At 71.8% G+C, this 22,511-nt stretch carries 19 protein-coding genes and 1 pseudogene; 15 read left to right on the top strand and 5 right to left on the bottom strand.

The features are described 5' to 3' along the window. Positions 1 to 66 precede the first annotated feature (66 nt). From PD653B2_RS21435 to PD653B2_RS21425, 3 genes are read right to left on the bottom strand one after another with little or no spacing between them, the layout of a single operon-like run. On the bottom strand, positions 67 to 1,476 hold the full coding sequence (locus PD653B2_RS21435) for an APC family permease (RefSeq protein ID WP_085874453.1): 1,410 nt from the start codon (positions 1,474 to 1,476) through the stop codon (positions 67 to 69). A 40-nt stretch (positions 1,477 to 1,516) separates the two neighbouring features. Next, positions 1,517 to 2,188 (bottom strand): LuxR C-terminal-related transcriptional regulator, encoded by a 672-nt coding sequence (locus PD653B2_RS21430; RefSeq protein WP_085874452.1) that lies wholly within the window; start codon positions 2,186 to 2,188, stop codon positions 1,517 to 1,519. Further along, positions 2,181 to 3,476, bottom strand: coding sequence for an ATP-binding protein (locus tag PD653B2_RS21425; protein WP_085874451.1), 1,296 nt, complete (start codon positions 3,474 to 3,476; stop codon positions 2,181 to 2,183). The genes PD653B2_RS21430 and PD653B2_RS21425 overlap by 8 nt, the downstream gene beginning before the upstream one ends. Before the next feature lie 156 nt (positions 3,477 to 3,632). Here PD653B2_RS21425 and PD653B2_RS21420 point away from each other — a divergent pair, with 156 nt between their 5' ends. From PD653B2_RS21420 to PD653B2_RS21410, 3 genes are read left to right on the top strand one after another with little or no spacing between them, the layout of a single operon-like run. After that, complete coding sequence (locus tag PD653B2_RS21420) at positions 3,633 to 4,859, top strand: PspC domain-containing protein (RefSeq protein ID WP_165763574.1); 1,227 nt, start codon at positions 3,633 to 3,635, stop codon at positions 4,857 to 4,859. Continuing rightward, positions 4,856 to 5,215, top strand: coding sequence for a hypothetical protein (locus PD653B2_RS21415; RefSeq protein WP_085874449.1), 360 nt, complete (start codon positions 4,856 to 4,858; stop codon positions 5,213 to 5,215). Before PD653B2_RS21420 ends, PD653B2_RS21415 begins: the two co-directional genes overlap by 4 nt. Beyond that, complete coding sequence (locus PD653B2_RS21410) at positions 5,212 to 5,418, top strand: PspC domain-containing protein (protein WP_085874448.1); 207 nt, start codon at positions 5,212 to 5,214, stop codon at positions 5,416 to 5,418. The genes PD653B2_RS21415 and PD653B2_RS21410 overlap by 4 nt, the downstream gene beginning before the upstream one ends. Here the strand turns inward: PD653B2_RS21410 and PD653B2_RS21405 are convergent. After that, on the bottom strand, positions 5,382 to 6,386 hold the full coding sequence (locus tag PD653B2_RS21405) for a glycerophosphodiester phosphodiesterase (RefSeq protein ID WP_085874447.1): 1,005 nt from the start codon (positions 6,384 to 6,386) through the stop codon (positions 5,382 to 5,384). The two genes, PD653B2_RS21410 and PD653B2_RS21405, sit on opposite strands and share 37 nt — an antisense overlap. A gap of 93 nt (positions 6,387 to 6,479) precedes the next feature. On the opposite strand from PD653B2_RS21405, the gene PD653B2_RS21400 reads away from it, so the two are divergent. The 10 genes from PD653B2_RS21400 to PD653B2_RS21355 all read left to right on the top strand — a co-directional run bounded on the left by PD653B2_RS21400 (position 6,480) and on the right by PD653B2_RS21355 (position 18,560). Next, positions 6,480 to 7,022 carry a YbaK/EbsC family protein gene (locus PD653B2_RS21400; RefSeq protein WP_085874446.1) on the top strand — a complete coding sequence of 181 codons (543 nt, stop codon included), beginning with the start codon at positions 6,480 to 6,482 and terminating at the stop codon, positions 7,020 to 7,022. 20 nt (positions 7,023 to 7,042) lie between these two features. Further along, the gene (locus tag PD653B2_RS21395) at positions 7,043 to 7,513 is read left to right on the top strand and encodes a DUF6328 family protein (RefSeq protein ID WP_085874455.1); all 471 of its coding nucleotides are present in this window, start codon (positions 7,043 to 7,045) and stop codon (positions 7,511 to 7,513) included. Then, complete coding sequence (locus PD653B2_RS21390; RefSeq protein WP_085874445.1) at positions 7,503 to 8,438, top strand: hypothetical protein; 936 nt, start codon at positions 7,503 to 7,505, stop codon at positions 8,436 to 8,438. The genes PD653B2_RS21395 and PD653B2_RS21390 overlap by 11 nt, the downstream gene beginning before the upstream one ends. 77 nt (positions 8,439 to 8,515) lie before the next feature. Then, positions 8,516 to 10,246 carry an ABC transporter ATP-binding protein gene (locus PD653B2_RS21385; protein ID WP_207559388.1) on the top strand — a complete coding sequence of 577 codons (1,731 nt, stop codon included), beginning with the start codon at positions 8,516 to 8,518 and terminating at the stop codon, positions 10,244 to 10,246. Continuing rightward, entirely contained in the window at positions 10,243 to 11,985 is a 1,743-nt protein-coding gene (locus tag PD653B2_RS21380) for an ABC transporter ATP-binding protein (protein WP_085874444.1), read from the top strand. Before PD653B2_RS21385 ends, PD653B2_RS21380 begins: the two co-directional genes overlap by 4 nt. A gap of 42 nt (positions 11,986 to 12,027) precedes the next feature. After that, on the top strand, positions 12,028 to 13,056 hold the full coding sequence (locus PD653B2_RS21375; RefSeq protein WP_085874443.1) for an LLM class F420-dependent oxidoreductase: 1,029 nt from the start codon (positions 12,028 to 12,030) through the stop codon (positions 13,054 to 13,056). A 90-nt stretch (positions 13,057 to 13,146) separates the two neighbouring features. Continuing rightward, positions 13,147 to 14,295, top strand: coding sequence for an acyl-CoA dehydrogenase family protein (locus tag PD653B2_RS21370; protein WP_085874442.1), 1,149 nt, complete (start codon positions 13,147 to 13,149; stop codon positions 14,293 to 14,295). An 11-nt stretch (positions 14,296 to 14,306) separates the two neighbouring features. Further along, the gene (locus PD653B2_RS21365; protein ID WP_085874441.1) at positions 14,307 to 16,166 is read left to right on the top strand and encodes an AMP-dependent synthetase/ligase; all 1,860 of its coding nucleotides are present in this window, start codon (positions 14,307 to 14,309) and stop codon (positions 16,164 to 16,166) included. Between the two features lie 28 nt (positions 16,167 to 16,194). Next, a complete protein-coding gene (locus tag PD653B2_RS21360) occupies positions 16,195 to 17,625 on the top strand; it encodes a hypothetical protein (protein ID WP_085874440.1) in 1,431 nt (476 codons plus the stop codon). After that, positions 17,622 to 18,560, top strand: coding sequence for a phosphatase PAP2 family protein (locus tag PD653B2_RS21355; protein WP_085874439.1), 939 nt, complete (start codon positions 17,622 to 17,624; stop codon positions 18,558 to 18,560). Before PD653B2_RS21360 ends, PD653B2_RS21355 begins: the two co-directional genes overlap by 4 nt. Positions 18,561 to 18,567: 7 nt before the next feature. Here PD653B2_RS21355 and PD653B2_RS21350 read toward each other — a convergent pair whose 3' ends face one another. Continuing rightward, positions 18,568 to 19,881 carry an ATP-binding protein gene (locus tag PD653B2_RS21350; protein ID WP_278247467.1) on the bottom strand — a complete coding sequence of 438 codons (1,314 nt, stop codon included), beginning with the start codon at positions 19,879 to 19,881 and terminating at the stop codon, positions 18,568 to 18,570. 184 nt (positions 19,882 to 20,065) lie between these two features. Between PD653B2_RS21350 and PD653B2_RS21345 the strand changes: the two genes are divergently transcribed. Continuing rightward, a complete protein-coding gene (locus tag PD653B2_RS21345) occupies positions 20,066 to 22,195 on the top strand; it encodes an MMPL family transporter (protein ID WP_085874437.1) in 2,130 nt (709 codons plus the stop codon). Between the two features lie 61 nt (positions 22,196 to 22,256). After that, a pseudogene (gene fbiC, locus PD653B2_RS21340) lies at positions 22,257 to 22,511 on the top strand (7,8-didemethyl-8-hydroxy-5-deazariboflavin synthase); the annotation flags it as partial.

Genomic DNA, 22,511 nt, shown 5'->3' with positions numbered 1-22,511 from the left:
AACCACCGGGGACGACAGGACCTCGTCCTTCCTCAACCACCGGGGGCGACAGGACTTCGTCCTTCCTCAACCACCGACGTGGGGTACCTGCTCGACCGAGCGGTCGCGGGTGCCGAAGAGCTTCTCGGCGACGAAGAGCACCAGGCCCACCCCGAGCAGGGCCGCACACCAGATGAGGGAGTGCGGGTCGTCGTAGACGACGTAGGCGAGCAGCAGGAGGTTGCCGACGAACCCGGCCACCAGGAGCCCGGTCGGGGCGCGGTAGCTGTCGCCGTCGTCGCTGCCGCGGAGCTTGAGGCAGGAGACGATCACGAGCGCGTAGATGAACAGGGTGAACACGACGGTCACCGTGGCGAGACGGGCGACGACGTCGAGCCCGATGCCGGCCTCGTTGAGGAGGGCGCCGACGACCAGGAGCGAGCAGACCACGAGGCCGGCGAAGCAGAGCGCGACCCAGGGGCTGCGGCGACCGGAGTGGACCTTGGCGAACGCACCGGGGACGACGTCCTCGCGGGCCATCCCGTACAGGATCCGCGACTGGGTGACCACCGACACGAGGGTGGTGTTGGCGATCGCGACCATGGCGATCGCCGCGAAGAGCGTGGTCATGAGCCCGACCGGGAAGCCCAGGACATCGGCCTTCACGACCTCGAGGAGGGCGGCGTCGCTGTTTGCGAGCGTGTTGATCGGCACCACGAGCGCTGCCGTGATCGCGACCAGGACGTAGACGATGCCGGCGGTCACCATGCCTCCCACCAGGGCGCGCGGGAAGGTACGACGGGGGTCGACGGTCTCCTCGGCCACGTTGGCGGCGTTCTCGAACCCGGTCATGGCGAAGAACGCGAGCGCGACACCCGCGACGACCGCGATCACCGGGTTGTCGTCGGTCTGGAACCGGCCGAGGGTGCCGAAGTCGGCCTTGCCCTGCGCGACGTACACGACGCCGATCACCATGATGATCAGGAGGCCGGCGACCTCGACGAACGTCATCAGCATGTTGGCGACGGCGGACTCGGTGATGCCGACGTAGTTGATGATGCTGAGCCCCAGCACGAAGGCCAAGGACACCAGCAGCGCGGGCGGCAGCGCCCAGATCTCCTCGAAGTACGCCGCGAAGCCGGTCGCGAGCGACCCGGCCGCCGCGAAGCATGCGGAGAGCATGCAGACCGCCATCAGGAAGGTCAGCGCCCGGTTGCCGAAGGCCTTGTTGACGTAGAGCGCGGCGCCGGCGGCGCGGGGGTACTTCGTGACCAGCTCCGCGTAGGCGAGTCCGGTGATCGTCGCGACGGTCACCCCGACCGCGAAGGCGAGCCAGAAGGCGCCGCCGACGGCACCCGCCACCAGTCCGATCAGGACGTAGATGCCGGAGCCCAGCACGTCACCGAGGACGTAGAAGAAGAGCAGGCGCCCGGTGATCGACCGCTTCAGGTCGCTGGGGCCGTGCTTGTCGAGCTCGGAGTCGGCTGTCGTCGTCACCGGCGCTACGTACCCGCGCCGCGCCGTCCGAAACGGCGGCTCACAGCAGGCGGCGGTCCGAAGCCCAGCGGGTGAGCTCGTGGCGGGAGGAGAGCTGGAGCTTGCGGAGCACGCTCGACATGTGGGTCTCGACGGTCTTGATGGAGATGAAGAGCTCCTTCGCGACCTCCTTGTAGGCGTAGCCGCGGGCGATCAGGCGCATCACCTCGCGCTCGCGCTCGGTCAGCCGGTCGAGGTCCTCGTCGACCGCGGCCACGTCGATCGAGCCGGAGAAGGCGTCGAGCACGAACCCGGCCAGCCGCGGCGAGAACACCGCGTCACCCTCGGAGACCCGGCCGATCGCCTGCACCAGCTCGGGGCCGGTGATCGTCTTGGTGACGTAGCCGCGCGCGCCACCGCGGATCGTGCCGATCACGTCCTCGGCCGCGTCGCTGACGCTGAGCGCGAGGTAGCGGGTGTCGGGCGAGGCGTTGCCGATCGCCATCCGCCGCATCACCTCCACTCCTCCACCACCGGGGAGGTGGACGTCGAGCAGCACCACCTGGGGGTGGTGCTCGGTGACCGCGGCGACCGCCTCGTCGACGTCGGCGGCCTCGGCGAGGATCTGGACGAGACCCTGACCGACGCCCTCGAGCTCGGCGCGGACACCACGCCGGAACATCGCGTGGTCGTCGACGATCACGATGCTCACGGGACCGCGCTGCTCACTCATCGTTCTCCTCCTGTCGGGCGAGGTGCAGCCGCACCTCGGTCCCCTCACCGGGCGCGGACCGCACCTCGGCCGAGCCACCGTGCCGGCGCATCCGGTCCACGATGCTGTGGCGTACGCCGTACCGGTCGCCGGGCACGGTCGTGGGGTCGAAGCCGCGACCGCGGTCGCGGATGAAGACGTCGACGGCGGCGTCGGTGACCTCGGCGTAGACGTCGACCTTGCCGGTGCCCGCGTGCTTGGCGGCGTTGGTGACCGCCTCACCCGTGGCGTGCACGATCGGATGCAGCGCCTCGTCGAGGTCGCAGTCCCCGACGTTGACGACGTCGACGCTCACGCCGTACTCGTCCTCGACGCGGGCCGCGGCCCCGCGCAGGGCGCTGGCGACGGTGCGCTCGTCGGTCGACTCGCCGGCGTACAGCCACGACCGGAGGTCGCGCTCCTGGGCCCGGGCGAGGCGGGCGACGGTGGCCCCGTCGTCGGCGTTCTTCTGGATCAGCGCCAGCGTCTGGAGCACCGAGTCGTGCAGGTGCGCGGCCACGTCGGCGCGCTCCTGGGTGCGCACCCGCTCGGCTCGCTCGTCGCTGAGGTCGGAGGCGAGCCGGTAGATCCACGGCCCGATCACGATCGCGAGACCGGCCACGGTGAGCAGCGCCGCGACGGTGACGTCGCGGGCCATCCCGATCGAGTGGCCGTGCACGGAGTAGAGGGCCAGCGCCAGCACGATCAGCCCGACGCCGGCGGCGACGCGGGCGTACGACGCCCAGCCGCCGTGGCCGAACACGACCCGCATCGGGTTGACGCGGCCCGTGGTGTCCAGCCAGCGCTCGCGCTGCGCCTCGTCGGCCTGCCGCCACAGCAGCGCGATGCCGACGACGCCGATGACGAGCGGCCAGAACACCGCGCCGCGGCCGAGGACGGCCTCGAGCAGCAGGATCGCGCCGATGCCGAGCGCGGCCAGCGCGATCGCCGGGCCGACGTCGCCGAGACGACGGATCCGCCCCGGACGGCGGCCGCCCCGGGTCGCGCTCTCGATGCCGGGGGCAGCCGTCTCGAAGTGGGAGTCGGACGGCAGCAGCCACCAGAGCCCGGCGTAGAAGACGACGCCGAAGCCGCCGAGGAACGCCGCCAGCACGAAGCCGGCGCGCACCCACAGCACCGGGAACCCGAGGTGGACGGCCAGCCCGGAGGCCACGCCGCCGAGGATCGGCTCCTGCGTGTCGCGATAGGCACGCCGGCTCCCCCTCGGGACCGACGCGCCTGCGTCGGCGGTGGCGCGGGTGCTGCTCATGTCGAGGTCAATCGTCACACAGCGGAGCACCCCGGACCATGAGGGCTGACCCCGGCCGCACCCTGACCGGCCCCTACCCACGAGAGGCCGTACCCCGGCCCAGGATCAGGGGCGACCCCGATGGTTTCGGCGACCGCGAGCGAGCAGGCTGATGCCATGACCACGACACCGCCCGAGGCTCCGTCCGGCCCGCCGCCGCAGAACCCCGCCGGGGACACCGGCCCGCGGGTCACCCGCGACGAGGTCCGTGACCTCGGCCGCCTGCGCCGCTCCCGGACCGACCGCAAGGTCGCCGGTGTGGCCGGTGGCCTCGGGCGCCACCTCGACGTCGACCCGCTCATCCTGCGCGTCGCGTTCGTGGTCCTCGTCTTCTTCGGTGGTGCCGGCCTGATCGTGTACGGCGCCTGCTGGCTGCTCGTCCCCGAGGACGGTGACGACAAGGCACCCATCAACCTCGACGAGCGCACCCGCACGGTCGCGCTGGTGATCGTCGGCGTGGTCGCCGCGCTGGCGCTGGTCGGTGACTCGTGGGGAGCCTTCTGGTTCCCGTGGCCCGTGGCGATCGTCGCCCTGGTCGTCCTCTGGCTGCTGACACGCAACAACCCGCCGAACGCCGCGGTGCCGCCGGCGCCCACCTACCCGCCCGGCTACAGCCAGACGTACGCACCGGCCGCGCCCGCGCCGGCGAACCCGTACGCCGCGGCTCCGCCGCCGGCCTACCACTACCCGCCGCAGCCGCCGACCTACGTCGCTCCCCCGGCACCGATCTCCTACAAGGTGCCGAACCCGCGCAAGCGTGGCCCGATCCTCTTCTGGTTCACCCTTGCCCTCATCGCGCTCGCCGAGGGGACCCTCGGCATCGCCGACCTGGCCGGCGCCGGCGTGGCAGACCCGGCCTACCCGGCCCTCGCCGTGGCCATCTGCGGCGTGATGCTGCTGGTCGGCGCGTTCTTCGGCCGGGCCGGCGGCATCGTCCTGGTCGGCCTGGTCGCGACCGTCGCCCTGGTGGGCGCGACCGCCGCGAACCGCTGGGACGGCGAGGCGCTGAGCCCGACCCCGACCTCGGCGGCCGCGGTCGACGACAGCTACCACGTCGACGCCGGCGAGATCGTGCTCGACCTGCGCAACGTGTCCGACCTCGAAGCCCTGGACGGCCGCGTCGTCGACCTGGACGCCGACTTCGGCCACCTCGAGGTGATCCTGCCCCGCGGCCTCGCGGCCAGCGTCAACGCCGACGTCAACGGCCCCGGCAACATCGAGCTGTTCGGCGGCGAGCACGGTGGGATCGGCATCTCGCAGAGCGACTACAGCGGGTTCGACAAGGACCCGGAGATCATCATCAACGCCCAGCTGAGTGTCGGGCAGATCGAGGTGCACCGATGAACCACCCCGCCACCTCCACCACGGACGAGCGCCCCACCGGGCGGCACCCCGTCAACGTCGGCCACCTGGTCATGGGGATCGCGTTCCTCGGCCTGGTCGGCGTGTGGGCCCTGATCCAGGGCGACGTCGTCGGCGACGGCGACGTGCGCTGGCTGCTCCCCGTCCCGTGGGTCCTGGCCGGCCTGGCCGGGTTGCTCGCCGTAGGCCTCTCGGGCAGCAAGCGCTGGAGCACCCGGCAGACCGGCTGGGTCGGCACGACCGAGACCAGCAGGACCGGATGGGTCGGCACCACCGACACCACCACCGTGCTCGAGACCGAGCCCGGTGCCCCCGACAGCTCCGAGGAGAACCGATGAACACCCAGTCCCACCCCACCACCAAGCAGCTGGTGCGCTACCGCGACGACCGGATGGTCGCGGGCGTCTGCTCCGGCCTGGCCGCCTACCTCGGTGTCGACGTCACGGTCGTCCGCCTGCTGACGGTGCTCGGGGCCATCTTCAGCTTCGGCACCATCGCCCTCGCCTACGTCGTGGCGTGGGTCCTGATGCCGGAGGTGTGAAGGCGGCGCGCTTCGAGCGTCGTGTCGGGGTGGTCGGTGAAGATGCCGTCCACCCCGGCGTCGAGGAAGGCCTGCGCCTCCTCGATCGAGTCACCGGTCGCCGCGGGATCCGTCCCGCGGCGATAGCCGTTGGGCAGGTAGTGGTTCTCGTCGCGCAGCGTCCACACGTGCACCCGCAGGCCGACGGCGTGCGCGTCGGCGACCACGGACGACGCGTCGCCGATCGTGCCCGTGTCGGGATGCAGGGGGATCACCAGGCCCTTGGCGACACCGACCGCGTCGGCGTACGTCGCGACCCGACGCAGCCCGGTGGAGGTCACCAGGTCGACCCGCCCGGTGTCGCACACCAGCTGCACCAGCGGCAGCCGGGTGCGCGGCCGGAGCCACTGCAGGTTGCCCGGCTCGAAGGACTGGATGAAGACCGGCGAGCTGGGCCCGTCGAGACCGTGCCGGCTGAGCGAGGAGAGCAGCGGCTCCTCCAGCGCCAGCCCGAGCTCGGCGAAGTACGACGGGTGCTTGGTCTCCGGGTACACGCCGACGGAGCGGTCGAGCCGGACCGACTCCTCCTCGACGAGGCGCAGGATCTCGTCGAACGTCGGGACGTCGTAGCGCCCGTCGTACCTCGTGTTGCGCGGCCGCAGCTCGGGCAGTCGCTCGACGGCGCGCAGCGTCTTGAGCTCCGCGAGCGTGAAGTCCTCGGTGAACCACCCGCTGCGGTCGCGGCCGTCGACCAGCTTGGTCGTCATCCGGTTCGCGAACTCGCCGCGGCCGGCGACGTCCGTCGTCCGGCTGATCTCGTTCTCGTGCCGCGCGACGAGGACGCCGTCGCGGGTCGAGACCAGGTCGGGCTCGATGTAGTCGGCACCGAGCGCGATCGCCAGGCGATACGACGCGAGGGTGTGCTCGGGGCGGTAGCCGGAGGCTCCGCGGTGGGCGATGACGAGCGGCTCGGGCAGCTGCTGCAACATGCGACCAGCACAGCCCGGGCCGGTGTCCCTGCGGCGGAAGCGACGTGAACCCCGGGTGACCAGCGCACGCACGCTGGACGTCAGGATGAAGGCATGACCACGCCCTCCCTCGGCACCCTGGTGACCGTCCCCGCCCTCGACCGACCCGACCTGCTCGCCGAGCCCGTGGCGGCGGCGCTGCGCGCCTGGTCACGCGCGGGCGAGGTCGGCGTGGTCGAGATCGACCCCGCGATCGCCGACACCGCGGCGATGTCGGAGGCCTACGACCTGTCGCTCGAGACCGGCGCGAACTGCGTGGTGGTGGGCGGCCGCCGCGACGGCGAAGAACGGGTCGCCGCCTGCGTCGTGCGTGCCGACACCCGTGCCGACGTCAACAACCTGGTCAAGCGCACCCTCGACGTCCGCAAGGCGTCCTTCCTCTCGATGGACCGGGCGGTCGAGGACACCGGCATGGAGTACGGCGGGATCACCCCCATCGGGCTGCCCGCCGGGTGGCGGCTGCTGGTCGACTCCCGGGTGCTCGACATCGAGGTCGCGGTCATCGGGTCCGGCGTACGCCGCTCCAAGCTGCTCGTCCCCGGCCGGCTGGTCGGCGAGATCCCCGGCGCCGAGGTGACGGAGGGCCTCGCCGGCTGACCGTGGTCCAGAATGTCGCCATGGGTGACGAGGACAGCCGGGACGAGACCAAGGAGGAGCGTCTCGACCGCAAGTGGGACGACCTGCTCCAGGAGCTCCGCGTCATGCAGACCGGCGCCCAGCTCACGGCCGGCTTCCTGCTGACGCTCCCCTTCCAGTCCACCTTCGGCGACCTCGACGACTTCGCGATCGCCCTCTACCTCGTGCTCGTCGCGCTCGCCGCCCTCACCACCGCGCTGGTCATGGGCCCGGTGGCGATCCACCGTCTGCTGTCCGGGCGGCACGTGAAGGAGCGGCTGGTCGAGTCCGCGCACAAGTTCGTGTACGGCGTCCTCACCTGCATCGCCCTCCTCGTCACCGGCATGGTCACGCTGATCTTCGACGTCGTGGTCGACCTCACCTGGGCGCTGGTCGCCGGGGCCACGATCGCCACGGTCCTCACGGGGCTGCTGGTGGTCTACCCGCGCTCGCTGATCCACCGTGCCGAGTGACCTGCTCCGGGGCGCCGTCGCCGTCACGGCCGCCCTGGTGCTGCTCACCGGCTGCTCCAGCGACGACGCGACCCCGAGCGCCGACGGCTCGGCCGCGCCCGAGCCCAGCCCGTCGATCCGGACGCTGACGCCGATCCCGCTCCCGCCGGAGCCGCCGCCGACCGGGAGGATCGAGGCCGACATGCGCCAGTCGTCGCGCGACGCGGCCGCCGGGCGGATGGAGGTCTGGGTCGACAACGACACCGCCGGCGAGATCGTGCCGACCCGCATCGTCTACCGCGACCCCCGCTATCGCGGCGCCCTCCCCGGCACCCGCCTGCGCGCGATCCCCTCGCAGTCGGAGCGCGGCTTCCCGCTCTACCTGCCGGACCGGCCCGCGTGCGACCACCCGGCCGGCCGCGGGACCGTGACCATCACCTACGGCGACACCGTGAGGACGATCCCGGTCGAGGACTCGACCGACGTCGCCGGCCGCTTCACCCGGGCCCGCTGCACCGAGCTCGCGATCGCCCGTGTCGCCCACCTCTCCTGGGACGACGAGGTCCCGTACGACGGGAAGGAGGGCAGCCCCGGCACCCTGACGCTGGTCGTCCGGCCCACGGGCCGGCCGGGCCCGACCCTGACCATCGACACCGTCTCGGGCACCCCGGTCCTCGCGCCGGTCGGCAGCGACGTGTGGAGACCCGACGTCACGGTCCGCGGCACGGACGAGCCACAGCGCATCGACCTGCCGATCAAGCCGAACCGCTGCGACGACCACGCCTTCCTCGAGTCGGGAGGCGCGACCGCCTTCAAGGTCGGCGTCCACCTCGACGGGAAGCCCGGACAGATCACGCTGCGGATGAGCATCCCCGGCGCGGCCGACGCGCTCACGTTCGCCCGCGGCTCCTGCGGAGCGCTCTCGACGGTGTCCGGCGGCGGCTGACACTAACGACTCCGGGTGACTGCCGTCACCGCGAAAAGGATTCGCTCGCGCGCACCGCGCCTCCGTAACGTTGGAGGGTGCGCCACCTGCCCCTCGACCACCCCGGCACCGCCGACCACAGGTCGCCGGGGCGGTTCCTGTGGTGGCTCGCGAAGGGCCAGTGGGTCACCCTGCTCGGCGGCATGTTCTTCGGCATCATCTGGATGTCCGCCCAGGCCGTGATGCCCGCGGTCATCGGGCGCGCGATCGACCTCGGCATCGCCGACAGGGACCGCGGCGAGCTCTACAGGTGGGCCGCGATCCTCTTCGCGATCGGCCTGGTCCAGGCGGCCAGCGGGATCATGCGGCACCGGTTCGCGGTCACCAACTGGCTGATCACGGCGTACCGCACCGTCCAGCTGGTCACCCACCAGACGGTCCGCCTGGGCGGCACCCTGCCGCGCAAGGTCTCGACCGGCGAGGTCGTCGCGATCGGCACCAACGACCTCTCCCACCTCGGCCAGCTCATGGACGTCTCGGCCCGCTTCGCCGGCGCCATCGTGTCGTTCGTCCTGGTCGCGGTGATCCTGCTGCACACCTCGGTCACGCTCGGCCTCGTCGTGCTGATCGGTGTCCCGCTGCTGATGCTCGGCGTCGCCCCGCTGCTCGGCCCGCTGCAGAAGCGCGCCGCCCACCAGCGCCACCTGATGGGCCAGCTCTCCAACACCGCCAGCGACATCGTCGGCGGCCTCCGGGTGCTGCGCGGCATCGGCGGCGAGCAGGTCTTCCACGACCGCTACCGCCGCGAGTCGCAGGAGACCCGCCAGGCCGGCGTCCAGGTCGCCCGACTCCAGTCCGTCCTCGACGCGCTCCAGGTGCTCCTGCCCGGCACGTTCGTGGTGATCGTGGTCTGGCTCGGCGCGCGCTACGCCGTCGAGGGCACGATCACGCCCGGCGAGCTGGTCGCGTTCTACGGCTACTCCGCGTTCCTGATGATCCCGCTGCGCACCGCGACCGAGTACGCCAACAAGGTCATCCGCGCCCGGGTCGCGGCGGTCCGCGTGTGCCGGGTGATGGCGCTCGACCCCGACGTCACCGAGCCGGCCGTCCTCGCCCCGTCGCCGCCGGTCGGCGCCGAGCTGTACGACGAGCGCAGCGGCCTGCGCGTGCGGACCGGTGTCCTCACCGCGATCGTCGGCGAGCAGCCCGACGAGTCCGCCGAGCTCGCCGACCGCCTCGGCCTGGCCGCCGGCGAGGTCGACGACGACGTCCTCCTGGGCGGCGTCCCGCTGACCTCGCTGTCCCCGGTCGAGGTGCGGCGCCGGATCGTGGTGTCCGACACGGCCTCGCTGTTCTTCTCCGGCCGGCTCGGCGACCGGCTCGACATCACCGGCCACGGCGACGTCACGCGCGCCCTCGACACGGCCTCGGCGGCCGACATCCTCGAAGCGCTGCCCGCCGGCCTCGACGAGCTCGTCGCCGAGCGCGGCCGCAGCTTCTCGGGCGGCCAGCGCCAGCGCCTCGTGCTCGCCCGGGCCCTCACCGCCGACCCCGAGATCCTGGTGCTCGTGGAGCCGACCTCGGCCGTCGACGCCCACACCGAGGCCCGGATCGCCGCCCGCCTCCGCGACCACCGCGCGGGTCGGACCACCGTCGTCACCACCAGCAGCCCGCTGATGCTCGACGGCGCCGACGAGGTCGCCTTCCTGCGCGCGGGCCGCGTCGTCGCGACCGGCACCCACGCCGACCTGCTCGAGACGAACACCGACTACCGCCGGGTCGTCACCCGCGAGTCCGACCCGGAGCCCGCGATGGTCGTCGGTCGATGAGCACCCACCTGCCCGTCGCCGACTCGCGCGCCGTACGCCGCTACGCCGTCTCCATCGCCCGCCGCCACCCGAAGATGCTGTACGGCGCCCTCGTGCTGCACATCCTCGCGGCCCTCTCCGCCCTGGCCGCGCCGCGCCTGCTCGGCGACCTGGTGCAGGCCGTGGAGACCGGCACCACCGTCGGCCACGTCGACACCATCGTCGCGGTGCTGGCCGGCTTCCTCGTCGTGCAGACCGTGCTGACGCGCTACGCCCGCTACATCAGCCAGGTGCTCGGCGAGCAGGTGCTGGCCGAGCTGCGCGAGGACTTCGTCGGCAACACGCTCGCGCTCCCGGTCGGTGTCGTGGAGTCCGCAGGCTCCGGTGACCTGCTGACCCGCACCAGCCGCGACGTCGACCAGCTCGGCTGGTCGGTGCGGATGGCGCTGCCCGAGTGGACCATTGCCGTCGTCACCGCGATCGTCACGTTCGTCGCCGCGATCACGGTCGGCTGGTGGGTCGCGCTGCCGTGCCTGCTCGGTGTCCCGCCGCTGGTGATCGGGCTGCGGTGGTACCTCAACCGCGCCAAGGACGGCTACCTGCGCGAGAGTGCGACGTACTCGCAGATCAACGCGACGCTCACCGAGACCGTCGAGGGCGCCCGCACCGTCGAGGCGCTCGGCCTCGGCGACGAGCGGATCCGCGCGGTCGACGACGACATCGAGAAGTCCTACCTCGCGGAGCGCTACACGCTCTTCCTGCGCACGGTGTTCTTCCCGAACATGGAGATCGCCTACCTGATCCCCACCGTCGCGACCCTGGTCTTCGGTGGCTACCTCTACACCGAGGGCCAGGTCTCGCTCGGCGACGTCACCGCGGCCACGCTCTACGTGCAGATGCTGATCGACCCGGTCGACCGGATCGTCTCCATCCTCGACGAGCTCCAGCTCGGCGCCGCCTCGCTGGCCCGCCTGCTCGGGGTCGCCCAGGTGCCCGACGACCGCGAGGTCAGCGGCCGCCGCCCGCAGGGCGAGAACATCGACGCCCACGACGTGCGCTTCTCGTACGTCGAGGGGCGCGACGTCCTGCACGGCGTCGATCTGGCGGTCGGCGTCGGCGAGCGGATCGCCATGGTCGGCCCGTCGGGCGCCGGCAAGTCCACCCTCGGCCGGCTGCTGGCCGGCATCCACCCGCCGCGCACCGGGTCCGTGGCGGTCGGCGGCGTCGGCCTGGTCGAGCTGCCGCTCGACGAGCTGCGCGGCCACGTCGCGCTGGTGACCCAGGAGCACCACGTCTTCGTCGGCACGCTGCGCGAGAACGTCGTGCTCGGCCGGCCGGGCTCGGACGACGCGGCGATCCGAAGCGCCCTCGACGCGGTCGACGCGCTGGACTGGGTCGACGCCTTGCCCGACGGGCTCGACACGGTGGTCGGCTCCGGCGGGCGACCGGTCTCGGCTCCGCAGGCGCAGCAGATCGCGCTCGCCCGGCTGGTGCTCGCCGACCCGCACACGCTGGTCCTCGACGAGGCCACCTCCCTGATCGACCCGCGCGCGGCCCGGCACCTCGAGCGCTCGCTGGCCGCCGTCCTCGAGGGCCGCACGGTCATCGCGATCGCGCACCGGCTCTTCTCGGCCCACGACGCCGACCGGGTCGCGGTCGTCGAGGACGGCCGGATCTCCGAGCTCGGCTCGCACGACGAGCTGGTCGCGGCCGGCGGCTCCTACGCCGCGCTCTGGGACAGCTGGCACGGGCGGGGCTGACGTCACAGGGCGCATCAAGATCGTGACAGTTATGCTGTCACGATGAAGCTCTCGACGATGCTCCAGTACTCCGGCAACCCGCGCGACGCGGCCGACCAGGTCAGCGCTCTCGAGAAGGCGGGTCTCGACACGATCTGGGTCGCGGAGCCGTACGGCTTCGATTCCCCGACCCTGATGGGTTACCTGGCCGCGAAGACCGAGACGATCGAGATCGGTGCCGCGATCCTCAATGTCTACTCCCGCACCCCGGGCGCGATGCTGCAGACCGCCGCCGGCCTCGACAACGTTTCGGGTGGACGCGCGATCATCGGGCTCGGCGCGTCCGGCCCGCAGGTGATCGAGGGCTTCCACGGCCTGCCGTACGACAAGCCGCTGGGCCGCACCCGCGAGATGATCGAGATCCTCCGGATGGGCCTGCGCCGCGAGCCGCTCGTCCACGACGGCATCTACAAGCTCCCTCTCCCCGCCGACCAGGGCCTCGGCCTCGGCAAGCCGCTCAAGCTCCTCACCAAGCCCGAGCGCTCCGAGATCCCGCTCTACGTCGCGGCCCTCGGCGCCAAGAACGTCGAGATGACCGCCGAGTGCGCCGACGGCTGGCTGCCCTTCCTGTTCGTCCCCGAGAAGGCCAACGACGTCTGGGGCGACGCGCTGGCTGCCGGCAGGGCCCGCCGCTCCCCGGACCTCGGTCCTTTGCAGACCAGTGCCGGCGGCATGGTCGCCATCGGCGACGACGTGAAGGGCCTGCTCGACTTCGCCCGCCCGACCGTCGCGCTCTACGTCGGCGGCATGGGTGCTCGAGGCAAGAACTTCTACAACGAGCTGATGGTCCAGTACGGCTTCGAGAAGGAGGCCAAGGAGATCCAGGACCTCTACCTCGACGGCCACAAGCGCGACGCCGAGACGAAGGTCCCGATGGAGCTCCTCGAGCTCGGCAACCTCGTCGGACCCGAGTCCTACGTGAAGGAGCGGATCGCCGCCTTCGCCGAGGCCGGCGTCACCAACCTCCAGGTCATCCCCGCCTCCGCCGACCCCGCCGCCACCATCGCGCACCTCAAGGAGCTCGTCTCCTGAGGTGGGCGCTCATGGGTCCACCGCACCTTGAACGTTGACAGTGTTGCTGTCACAGTGTTCCTGCACCTGTCATCGACTCGGAGGTCCCGCATGCCCGACGCACCGTCCATCCTCGAGCAGGAGCACGAGGACTTCCGCCGTACGGTCCGCGCCTTCCTGGAGAAGGAGGTCGTCCCCCACCACGAGCAGTGGGAGAAGGACGGGCAGGTCAGCCGCGAGGTGTGGACGAAGGCCGGCGAGCAGGGGCTGCTCTGCTTCGACGTCGACGAGCAGTACGGCGGCGCCGGGGTCAAGGACTTCCGCTACAACATGGTCGTCGCCGAGGAGATGTGCCGGGTCGGCGCGAGCGGGCCCGGCTTCCCGGTGCACACCGACATCATCGTCCCCTACATCAGCCAGCTCGGGACCGACGAGCAGAAGGCCCGCTGGCTGCCGGGGCTGGTCAGCGGCGAGCTGATCTCCGCGATCGCGATGACCGAGCCGGGCGCGGGCAGCGACCTCCAGGGCATCCGCACCAGCGCCGTCGACAAGGGCGATCACTACGTGCTGAACGGCTCCAAGACGTTCATCAGCAACGGCATCCTGTCCGACCTCGTCATCGTCGTCTGCCGGACCAACCCGGACGCCGGCCACCAGGGCATCAGCCTCCTCGTCGTCGAGCGCGGCATGGCGGGCTTCGAGCGCGGCCGCAACCTCGACAAGGTCGGCATGAAGGCGCAGGACACCGCCGAGCTCTTCTTCGACAACGTCGAGGTGCCGAAGGAGAACCTCCTCGGCGAGGAGGGCTCCGGCTTCATCTCGCTGATGATGAACCTGCCCCAGGAGCGGATCTCGATCGCCGCGATGGCGGTCGCCGCCTGTGAGCACGTGCTCTCGCTGTGCCTGTCGTACGCGAAGGAGCGCGAGGCCTTCGGCAAGCCGATCGGCAAGTTCCAGAACACCCGCTTCATGCTCGCCGAGATGGCGACCGAGACCCACATCGCCCGGGTCTTCGTCAACGACTGCGTCACCAAGCTGAACGCCGGCGAGGTCGACACCGCGCTCGCCTCGATGGCGAAGTGGTGGACAACCGAGCTCCAGACGAAGATCGTGGACCGCGGCGTCCAGCTGCACGGTGGCTACGGCTACATGATGGAGTACCCGATCGCCAAGGCGTTCGTCGACAGCCGGATCCAGACCATCTACGGCGGCACGACCGAGATCCAGAAAGAGATCATCGGCCGCAGCCTCGGCATCTGAGGAGAGACCCGATGAGCAGCACCGACGTCCTGGCCGAGCGGGCTCGTCTCGACGAGGAGATCGCCGGCCGGACGATGATCCACGCCCTGGCCGACACGGTGGCCGCCTACGGCGACTCCCCGGCGTACTCCGACAAGCACCACGTGCCGGAGGGTGAGTCCTGGCGCACGCTGACCTGGGCGCAGACCCGCGAGCTCGCGCTCGACGTGGCCGCCGGGCTGGTCGAGCTGGGAGTCGGGGTCGGCGACACCGTCGCGATCATGGCCACCAACCGCAACGAGCACTTCCTGGCCGACATCGGCGCGGTGCACGCCGGCGCGACGCCGATGTCGATCTACAACACGCTCTCCACCGAGCAGGTCGCCTACGTCGCCGGGCACGCGGAGCCGGCCGTGGTCGTCGTCGAGAACGCCGACCACCTCACCCGTTGGGGCAAGGCCCTCGACGCGACCGGAAGCATCCGCGCCGTCGTCGTGCTCGACGCCGACGCGAACCCAGGTGGCGGCCGGTTCCGCAGCTGGGACGAGCTGGTCGCGGCCGGCGCGGCGTACCGCGCCGCGCACGGCGACGAGCTCGCCGCCCGCGCGGCCGCGGTCACCCCGGACTCGCCGGCGACGATCCTCTACACGTCGGGCACCACCGGCAACCCCAAGGGCGTGGTGCTGACCCACCGCAACGTGCTCTTCGAGGCGATCGGCAGCCAGGAGGCCGCCGGCCTGGTGGACCCGATGACCGGCATCAGCTACCTGCCGCTGGCCCACATCGCCGAGCGGATCCTCGGTCTCTACGGTCCCCAGATCCAGGGCAGCCACATGCACTCGATCGGCGACCCGAGCCAGCTGCTCGCGGCACTCGGCGAGGTGCACCCCACCGGCTTCTTCGGGGTGCCGCGGGTCTGGGAGAAGATCAAGACCGGCCTCTCCGCCAAGCTCGCCGCCGACCCGAACCCGGACAACGTCACGATGGTCCAGAACGCCATGGCGGCCGGGCTCGCCTGGGTCGAGGCCCAGGAGGTCGGGCGCGAGATGACGCCCGAGATCGAGGCGGCCTACCAGGCGGCCGAGGAGCAGATCCTCGGGCTGCTCAAGCTGCTGCTCGGGCTCGACCAGGTGACCTGGGCCGGCTCCGCGGCCGCACCGATGCCGCTCGACGTCGCCAAGTTCATGGCCGGGCTCGGCATCAAGGTCTTCGACGTCTACGGGATGACCGAGACGTGCGGAGCCATCACCGCCAACGGACCGGGCGGGTTCAAGCTCGGCACCGTCGGCCGGGCGACGCCCGGCATGGAGGTGAAGCTGGCCGAGGACGGCGAGGTGCTGGTCCGCGGGCCGGTCACCACCCCGGGCTACCACCTCCAGGAGGACGCCACCCGCGCGCTCATCGACGAGGACGGCTGGGTGCACACCGGCGACATCGGCACCCTCGACGAGGACGGCTTCTTCGCGATCGTCGATCGCAAGAAGGAGCTGATCATCACCTCGCAGGGCAAGAACATCGCCCCGTCGAACATCGAGAACCTCCTCAAGGAGTCCCCGATCATCGGCCACGCGATGGCGATCGGCGACGGCCGCCCGTACGTCGTCGCGATCCTCACCCTCGACGGCGAGATCGCCCCGCTCGTGGCCGAGCAGCTGGGCCTCGAGTTCACCGACCTGGCCGACCTGGCCCAGAAGCCCGAGATCGTGGCGATCGCCCAGGCGGCGGTCGACGCCGCGAACGAACGGCTGTCGCGGCCCGAGCAGGTGAAGTCGTTCGAGCTCCTCGGCGTCGAGTGGACGGCCGAGTCCGAGGAGCTCACCCCCACCCTCAAGCTCAAGCGCCGGGTCGTGAACACCAAGTACTCCGACGTCCTGGACCGCCTCTACGGCTGACCCGTCCCGGGGTTGCTAGGGTCGGCAGGTGCTGCGGTCGACCTGGTCCCGGGTCGCCGTACTAGCCCTGGCCGCCGGTGTCGTGTGGCTGCCGTTCGCCGGCCGCGACCTGAGCCCGGACGAGGGCGGCCTGCTGATCCTGGCCGGGCAGTGGTCGCCCGGCTCGTCGTTGTACGGCGACTACTTCGTCGACCGCCCGCCGATGCTGGTCGCGCTCTTCTCGCTGGCCGACCAGCTGGCCGATCAGCTGGGCGGGAGCGCCTGGGCGCTGCGGTCGCTCGGCATCCTGGCCGTCGTCGCGACCGTGCTGCTCGCAGGAGCGGTGGGCCGCGCCGCGGCGCCGGGGCGCCTGGCACCTGTGCTGGCGGCGGCGACCGCCGCGATCCTCGCCGCCACCCCGCTCTTCGGCGGGACCGTGGTCGACGGCGAGCTGTTCGGACTGCCCTTCCTCGTCGGCGGCTCGGCCGCGGCGATCCGCGCGATGCGGGCCGCGCGCCCGCGGTCCGCGCTCCTCTGGGGCGTGGTCGCCGGCGCTGCCGGCGCGAGCGGCGCGCTGGTCAAGCAGAGCCTGGTCGACGTCTTCGTCCTCGTGGCCGTCCTGGCGCTGGTCCAGCGGCGGGCCCGGCCTCTGCTCGGTGTCGCCTGCGGGGCCCTGGCGGTCGTGGCGGTGACGACCTGGGCGGCGTACCTGCGCGGCACCGACCCCGGCGACCTGTGGGACGCCGTCGTGGTCTTCCGGCAGCAGGCGGCGGCCGTGATCGCGAGCTCCGCGACCGGCTCGACGGGTGCGCGGCTCGGCGGCCTCCTGGTCGCCCTGGTGCTCAGCGGCGCGCCCCTGGTCGCCGCCGTCCTGGTCCGGGCACTGGGCCGCCCCACCACCGAGACCCCCGACCTGCGCTGGCCCGCCGCTGCCGTCCTCGCCGGAGAGGTCGCCGTGGTGCTCGGCGGCGGCAGCTACTGGCTGCACTACCTGATGGGCCTGGTCCCCGGCCTGGTGCTGCTCGCCGCCGCGGCTGCGCAGCGGCCGCGGACCGGTCGCATCCCGCTCATGGTCGCGTACGGCGCCGCCGCGGCCTCGACGGCGATCACCCTGGTCTGGGTCGGCGTGCACCCGATCGACCGGCCCGAGAAGCCGGTCATCGCCTACCTCGACGCGCACGCCCGGCCCGGCGACACCGCGGTGGTCGCGTTCGGAGGTGCCAACATCTTGGAGGCGACCGGGCTGCGCAGCCCCTACCCCGACCTGTGGAGCCTGCCGGTCCGGGTCCACGACCCCGACCTGGTGCACCTGACCGCCCTGCTCGCCGGCCCGGACCGGCCGACCTGGCTCGTGGTCGCCGGCACCTCGCTGGGGACCTGGGGCGTCGACGCCACCTCCGCCGACACGTACCTCCACCGCGACTACACGCCGGTGACGACGACCGGTGACTTCACGATCTACCGGAGCAACGAGCCGTGACCCTGGCGACCGCCCCGCCCGGGACGAGCCGGTCCGCGCGCGCCCGTGCGCTGACGGTGTACGCCGTCCTGCTGCTCGGCTGGAGCTGGTTGGTCGGCATCCCCAACGACCCGGCCGGCGTGATCCTGTGGATCTGGTTCGGCACGATCGCCTGGGACGTCGAGGCCCCGGCCCGCGACCACCTCGGCTTCTGGCGCGACTGGTGGAAGCCGCTCCTGCTGATCGTCGCCTACTGGCTCGGCCGCGGTCTCGCCGACGGCATCGGCGTCCCGGTGCACTACGAGATGCCGATCCGCGTCGACGAGTGGCTGAGTCGTCTCTGGGGAGGCGGCACGGCACCGACCGTCGCGACCCAGCACGCCTGGTGCGGGGAGCCGTGCGTGCGCACCCTCCCGCCGCACTGGTACGACGTCCTCCTGACGACCGTCTACGCCTCGCACTTCCTGGTCGCGCTGACCCTCGCCGGGGTGCTGTGGGTGCGCAACCGGCCGGAGTGGACGCGCTGGATGCGCCGCTACATCACCCTGCTGTTCGCGGGGCTGACCGTCTACGTCGTCTACCCGATGGCGCCACCGTGGATGGCGGCGCGCGACGGCTACCTGCCCGAGGTGCACCGCATCACCAGCCGGGGCTGGTCCACCCTGGAATTCCACGGATTCGACCTGCACCGCCAGACGATGGTCATGTTCGGGATGGGCAACCAGGTCGCCGCGATGCCGTCGCTGCACTGCGGGATCGCCTGCCTGGTGGCGTTCTACGGCGTGTGGAAGCTGCGTTCGGCCTGGCGCTGGCTGCTGCTGCTCTACCCCGTGGCCATGTCGCTCGCGCTCGTCTACTTCGCCGAGCACTACGTCATCGACGCGATCTGCGGCATCGCGCTGGCGGGGCTGGTGATGGTGGCCTGCGCCCACTGGGAGCGGAAGCGCGCGGCCTGAGCGGTGTCTAGTGGCGCCGCTCGATCTCGGCGGTGAAGAGGTGTCGCCCGTGCGGCATCCGGATCGACCTGATGGTGACGTCGACGAGCTGCTCGACCCCGTCCTGGCGCAGGACCGGCACGGTGACGGGGCGGTCGAGCAGCAGGGACCGGCCGTTCGTCAGGTGCATGGTGAAGCCCGCCAGGTGGGCCTGGTGGAAGCGCCACGGGATGATCGAGAGCAGTCGCTGTCCGATGAGCGAGGCTGCGTCGTCGTACCCGAGCAGCTCGAGCGCCGACGCACTGATCGCCACGATCCGGTCGGAGTCGTCGGCGGCGACGACCGCGCGGGCCGAGTCGGTGATCTCGGAGGGGTCCCAGTCGAGCGGCGGTGCGGTCGGGGGGGGCAGGTGCTCGGGGACCTGCCAGGCCTCCGGGTCGGCGCCCGCGGCCTGGGCGCGCACCTGGTTGCACAGCCAGCGGCGCAGCTCGCGCAGCTCGGGCTGGGTCGGGACGGTCAGCCACGAGCCCTCGTCCGAGAGAGCCGCCGCCGACTCGAGCACCTCGTCGAGGCGGCGGAAGCTGTCGGCCGCGGAGGTCGGGATCCGGAGCACGAGGCGCTCCTCGGTGACGGCCGGCTCGGTCGCCGAGGCCATGATCGCCTCCGGGTCGTCCCCGAGGTCCGGCGCCGGGATCTGCTCGAACAGCACCGACATGGCGTCACCCGCCGCGGCGTGCGCCGCGAAGAGGCTGACGTCGTCGCCCTCGTCGTCGAGCTGGGCCAGCAGGTACTCGCGCAGCAGCGAGGCGGCGTGCTCCTGCCAGGCGGCGTGGGTCAGGAGCGGGACCTGGAGCAGGACGACGTCGACCAGGTCGAGCTCAGGGGGGTCGGCGTCGACGGAGAACCCGGAGGAGACGGACGCCTCGGCGGCCTCGGCGGCCTCGGCGGCCTCGGCGGCCGAGGTGGTGCCCAGCTCGAACCACACCACCTTGCCGGGTTCGGCGGGCTTCGAGCCCCAGGCGCGGACCAGCTCCTCGACCAGGCTCAGTCCGCGGCCGGTCCCGGCCGTCACGGCGTAGCCCCGGGGGCGGGGCGGGTGCGGGCTGCCGTCCGCGACCTCGACGCGCACGCCGGCGTCGTCGACCCGGATCGTGAGCACGATGGGGGTGCCGGCGTGGACCAGGGCGTTGGTGACGATCTCGCTGATCGCGACCAGCGCGTCGTCCATCCACTCGCCGTCGCCGAGGTCCGCGTCGGCCACAGCCTGACGCAGCACGCGCCTCGCCTCACCGACGCTGGACGCCTCGGACGCCAGTCGGCGTTCGACGACTACGGTCCCCACCACGGCGGGTATATACCGCACCTGGCCGCGTCTCAACCGTCATCGTGGACCCGGATTCTGAGATGTGTGTCGCACCGGACCGCCCGGTTCGCCCTCCTCGTGACCGATGAGTCCGCCATGCTGGGGAGGTCGATCAGGGAAAACCCCGATGCCGCACGCCCCCCGTCCCTGGAAGAGTCGCCCCATGCACCGTGAGATCGCCGGCAAGTTGAGCAACCGCGTGACCAAGTGGGTCGTGGCCGTCGTCGCCATCCTGATCTTCGTCCCGATGGCGATCCTGGGCGCCAAGCTGACCGGCGTCCAGAACAACGAGGCCTCGTCCTGGCTGCCCGCCAGCGCCGAGTCGACGAAGGCCCTCGACCGGCTCGCGCCCTTCCAGGACCAGAACGACATCCCCACGGTCGTGGTCTACCACCGCAGCGGTGGCCTGACCCAGAACGATCTCGCCGCGATCACGGCGCAGCTCCCCGACATCTCCGCGATGGACGGCGTGGTCGGCGAGGCGCAGGGGCCGATCATCTCCGACGACCGCGAGGTCGCGCAGATCGTCGTCACCTACAACTTCGGCAAGAACGGCTGGAACGACCTGCCGGACACCGCCGACGAGCTGCGCGACATCGCCGCGATCGACGGGGTCGACGTCGACATCGCCGGCCAGGGCGGCCAGGCGGCCGACTCCGCGGAGGCGTTCGCCGGCATCGACGGCACCCTGCTCTACGCGACCCTCGGCGTCGTCATCCTCATCCTGCTGTTCACCTACCGCAGCCCGCTGCTGTGGATCGTCCCGATCCTCTCCGCGATCTGTGCGCTCGAGATCTCCCAGGGCCTCGTCTACCTGCTCGCCAAGTACGCCGATCTCACCGTCAACGGCCAGAGCCAGGGCATCCTCACCGTGCTGGTCGTCGGCGCCGGCACCGACTACGCCCTCCTCCTGGTCGCGAGATACCGAGAAGAGCTCCGTCGCCACGAGGACCGACACGAGGCGATGGCCTTCGCGCTGCACCGGGCCGCGCCGGCGATCATCGCGAGCGCCGCGACCGTCGCGGTCGGCATGCTCTGCCTGACCCTGGCGGAGATGAACTCGACCGCCGGGCTCGGCCCCGTCCTCGCCATCGGCGTCGGCGTGACCCTGCTGGTGATGCTCACCGTGCTGCCGGCCTGGCTGGTGATCTTCGGCCGCTGGATGTTCTGGCCCAAGCGCCCGACGTTCGGCTCTCCCGAGCCCACGGCGTCGGGCCTGTGGTCGAAGGTCGGCCGGGCCATCGCCCCGCGTCCTCGGGTGATCTGGGTGGGCACCGCCGTGGTGCTCCTGATCGCCTGCCTCGGCCTGTTCAAGCTCGACACCGGTGGCCTGAGCTCGACCGACCAGTACACCAAGGAGTTCGAGTCGGTGAAGGGCCAGCGGCTGCTCGAGGAGCACGGCATGGTCGACACCTCGAGCCCGATCATGATCGTCGCGAACGCCGACCAGGCCCAGGCCGTGGCCGCCGCGGTGAAGACCGTGCCGGGTGCCGGCGACCCCGACACCGACATCCCGCCGCAGGACGGCACCGCCCTCATCACGGTCCCGGTCTCCGGTGACGTCGCCGCTCAGGCCGCGTTCGACGTGGTCCGCGACCTCCGTGACGCGGTGCATGCGGTGCCCGGCGCGGACGCGCAGGTGGGCGGCACGTCGGCGCTCTACCTCGACATCCAGGAGGCCTCGCACCGCGACAACCTGGTGATCATCCCGGTCGTCCTGGTCGTGGTGATGCTCATCCTGATGCTGCTGCTGCGGGCGGTGTTGTCGCCGGTGATCCTGATCGCCACCGTGATCTTGTCCTTCGGCTCCGCACTGGGCATCTCGACACTGCTGTTCCACGGCGTCTACCCGCACCTGTTCGCCGAGGGAGAGGGCTTCAAGCACGCGGACGCGTCGTTCCCCCTGTTCGTGTTCACCTTCCTGGTCGCCCTGGGCATCGACTACAACATCTTCCTGATGACCCGGGTGCGCGAGGAGACGCAGGTCCGGGGCACCCGGCAGGGCAGCCTGGTGGCCCTGCGGGCCACCGGTGGCGTGATCACGTCGGCGGGCCTGGTGCTCGCGGCTACGTTCGCGGTGCTCGGGTCGCTGCCGCTGGTGTTCCTGGCGGAGCTCGGCACGGCGGTCGCGCTCGGCGTCATCCTCGACACGATCATCGTCCGGTCGGTGCTGGTCACCGCGATCAACCTCGACCTCGGCGGGAAGATCTGGTGGCCCAGCGCGCTGGACCGCAAACCGCCGGTCGAGCCGGCGGAGCCGGCACCGGAGCAGGAACCGGTCCCGGTCGGCTGAGAAGCGTCCGACTCCCGGGCCGAGCGGTGCAACCGACCGGTCCGGGACTAGCCTGACGACGATGAGCCAGCAGCCCACACCCCAGCAGGTACGGCGCGCTCTGGCGCGCGTCGAGCGTGGCGCCGCCCTGGACGTGGCGGAGGCGACGGTCCTGCTCGCCGCCACCGGTGCGGACCTGGACCGGCTGGGTGCCGTGGCGGCGAGGGTGCGCGACGCCGGCCTGCTCGCGGCGGGTCGGCCCGGGGTGGTGACGTACTCGCCGAAGGTGTTCATCCCGGTCACCAAGCTGTGCCGCGACCGGTGTCACTACTGCACG

Source organism: Nocardioides sp. PD653-B2 (assembly GCF_002117935.1).
Lineage (GTDB): Bacteria > Actinomycetota > Actinomycetes > Propionibacteriales > Nocardioidaceae > Nocardioides.
The sequence above is the reverse complement of the archived record's forward strand: the minus strand, read 5'-3'. Positions and strand labels throughout refer to the sequence as shown.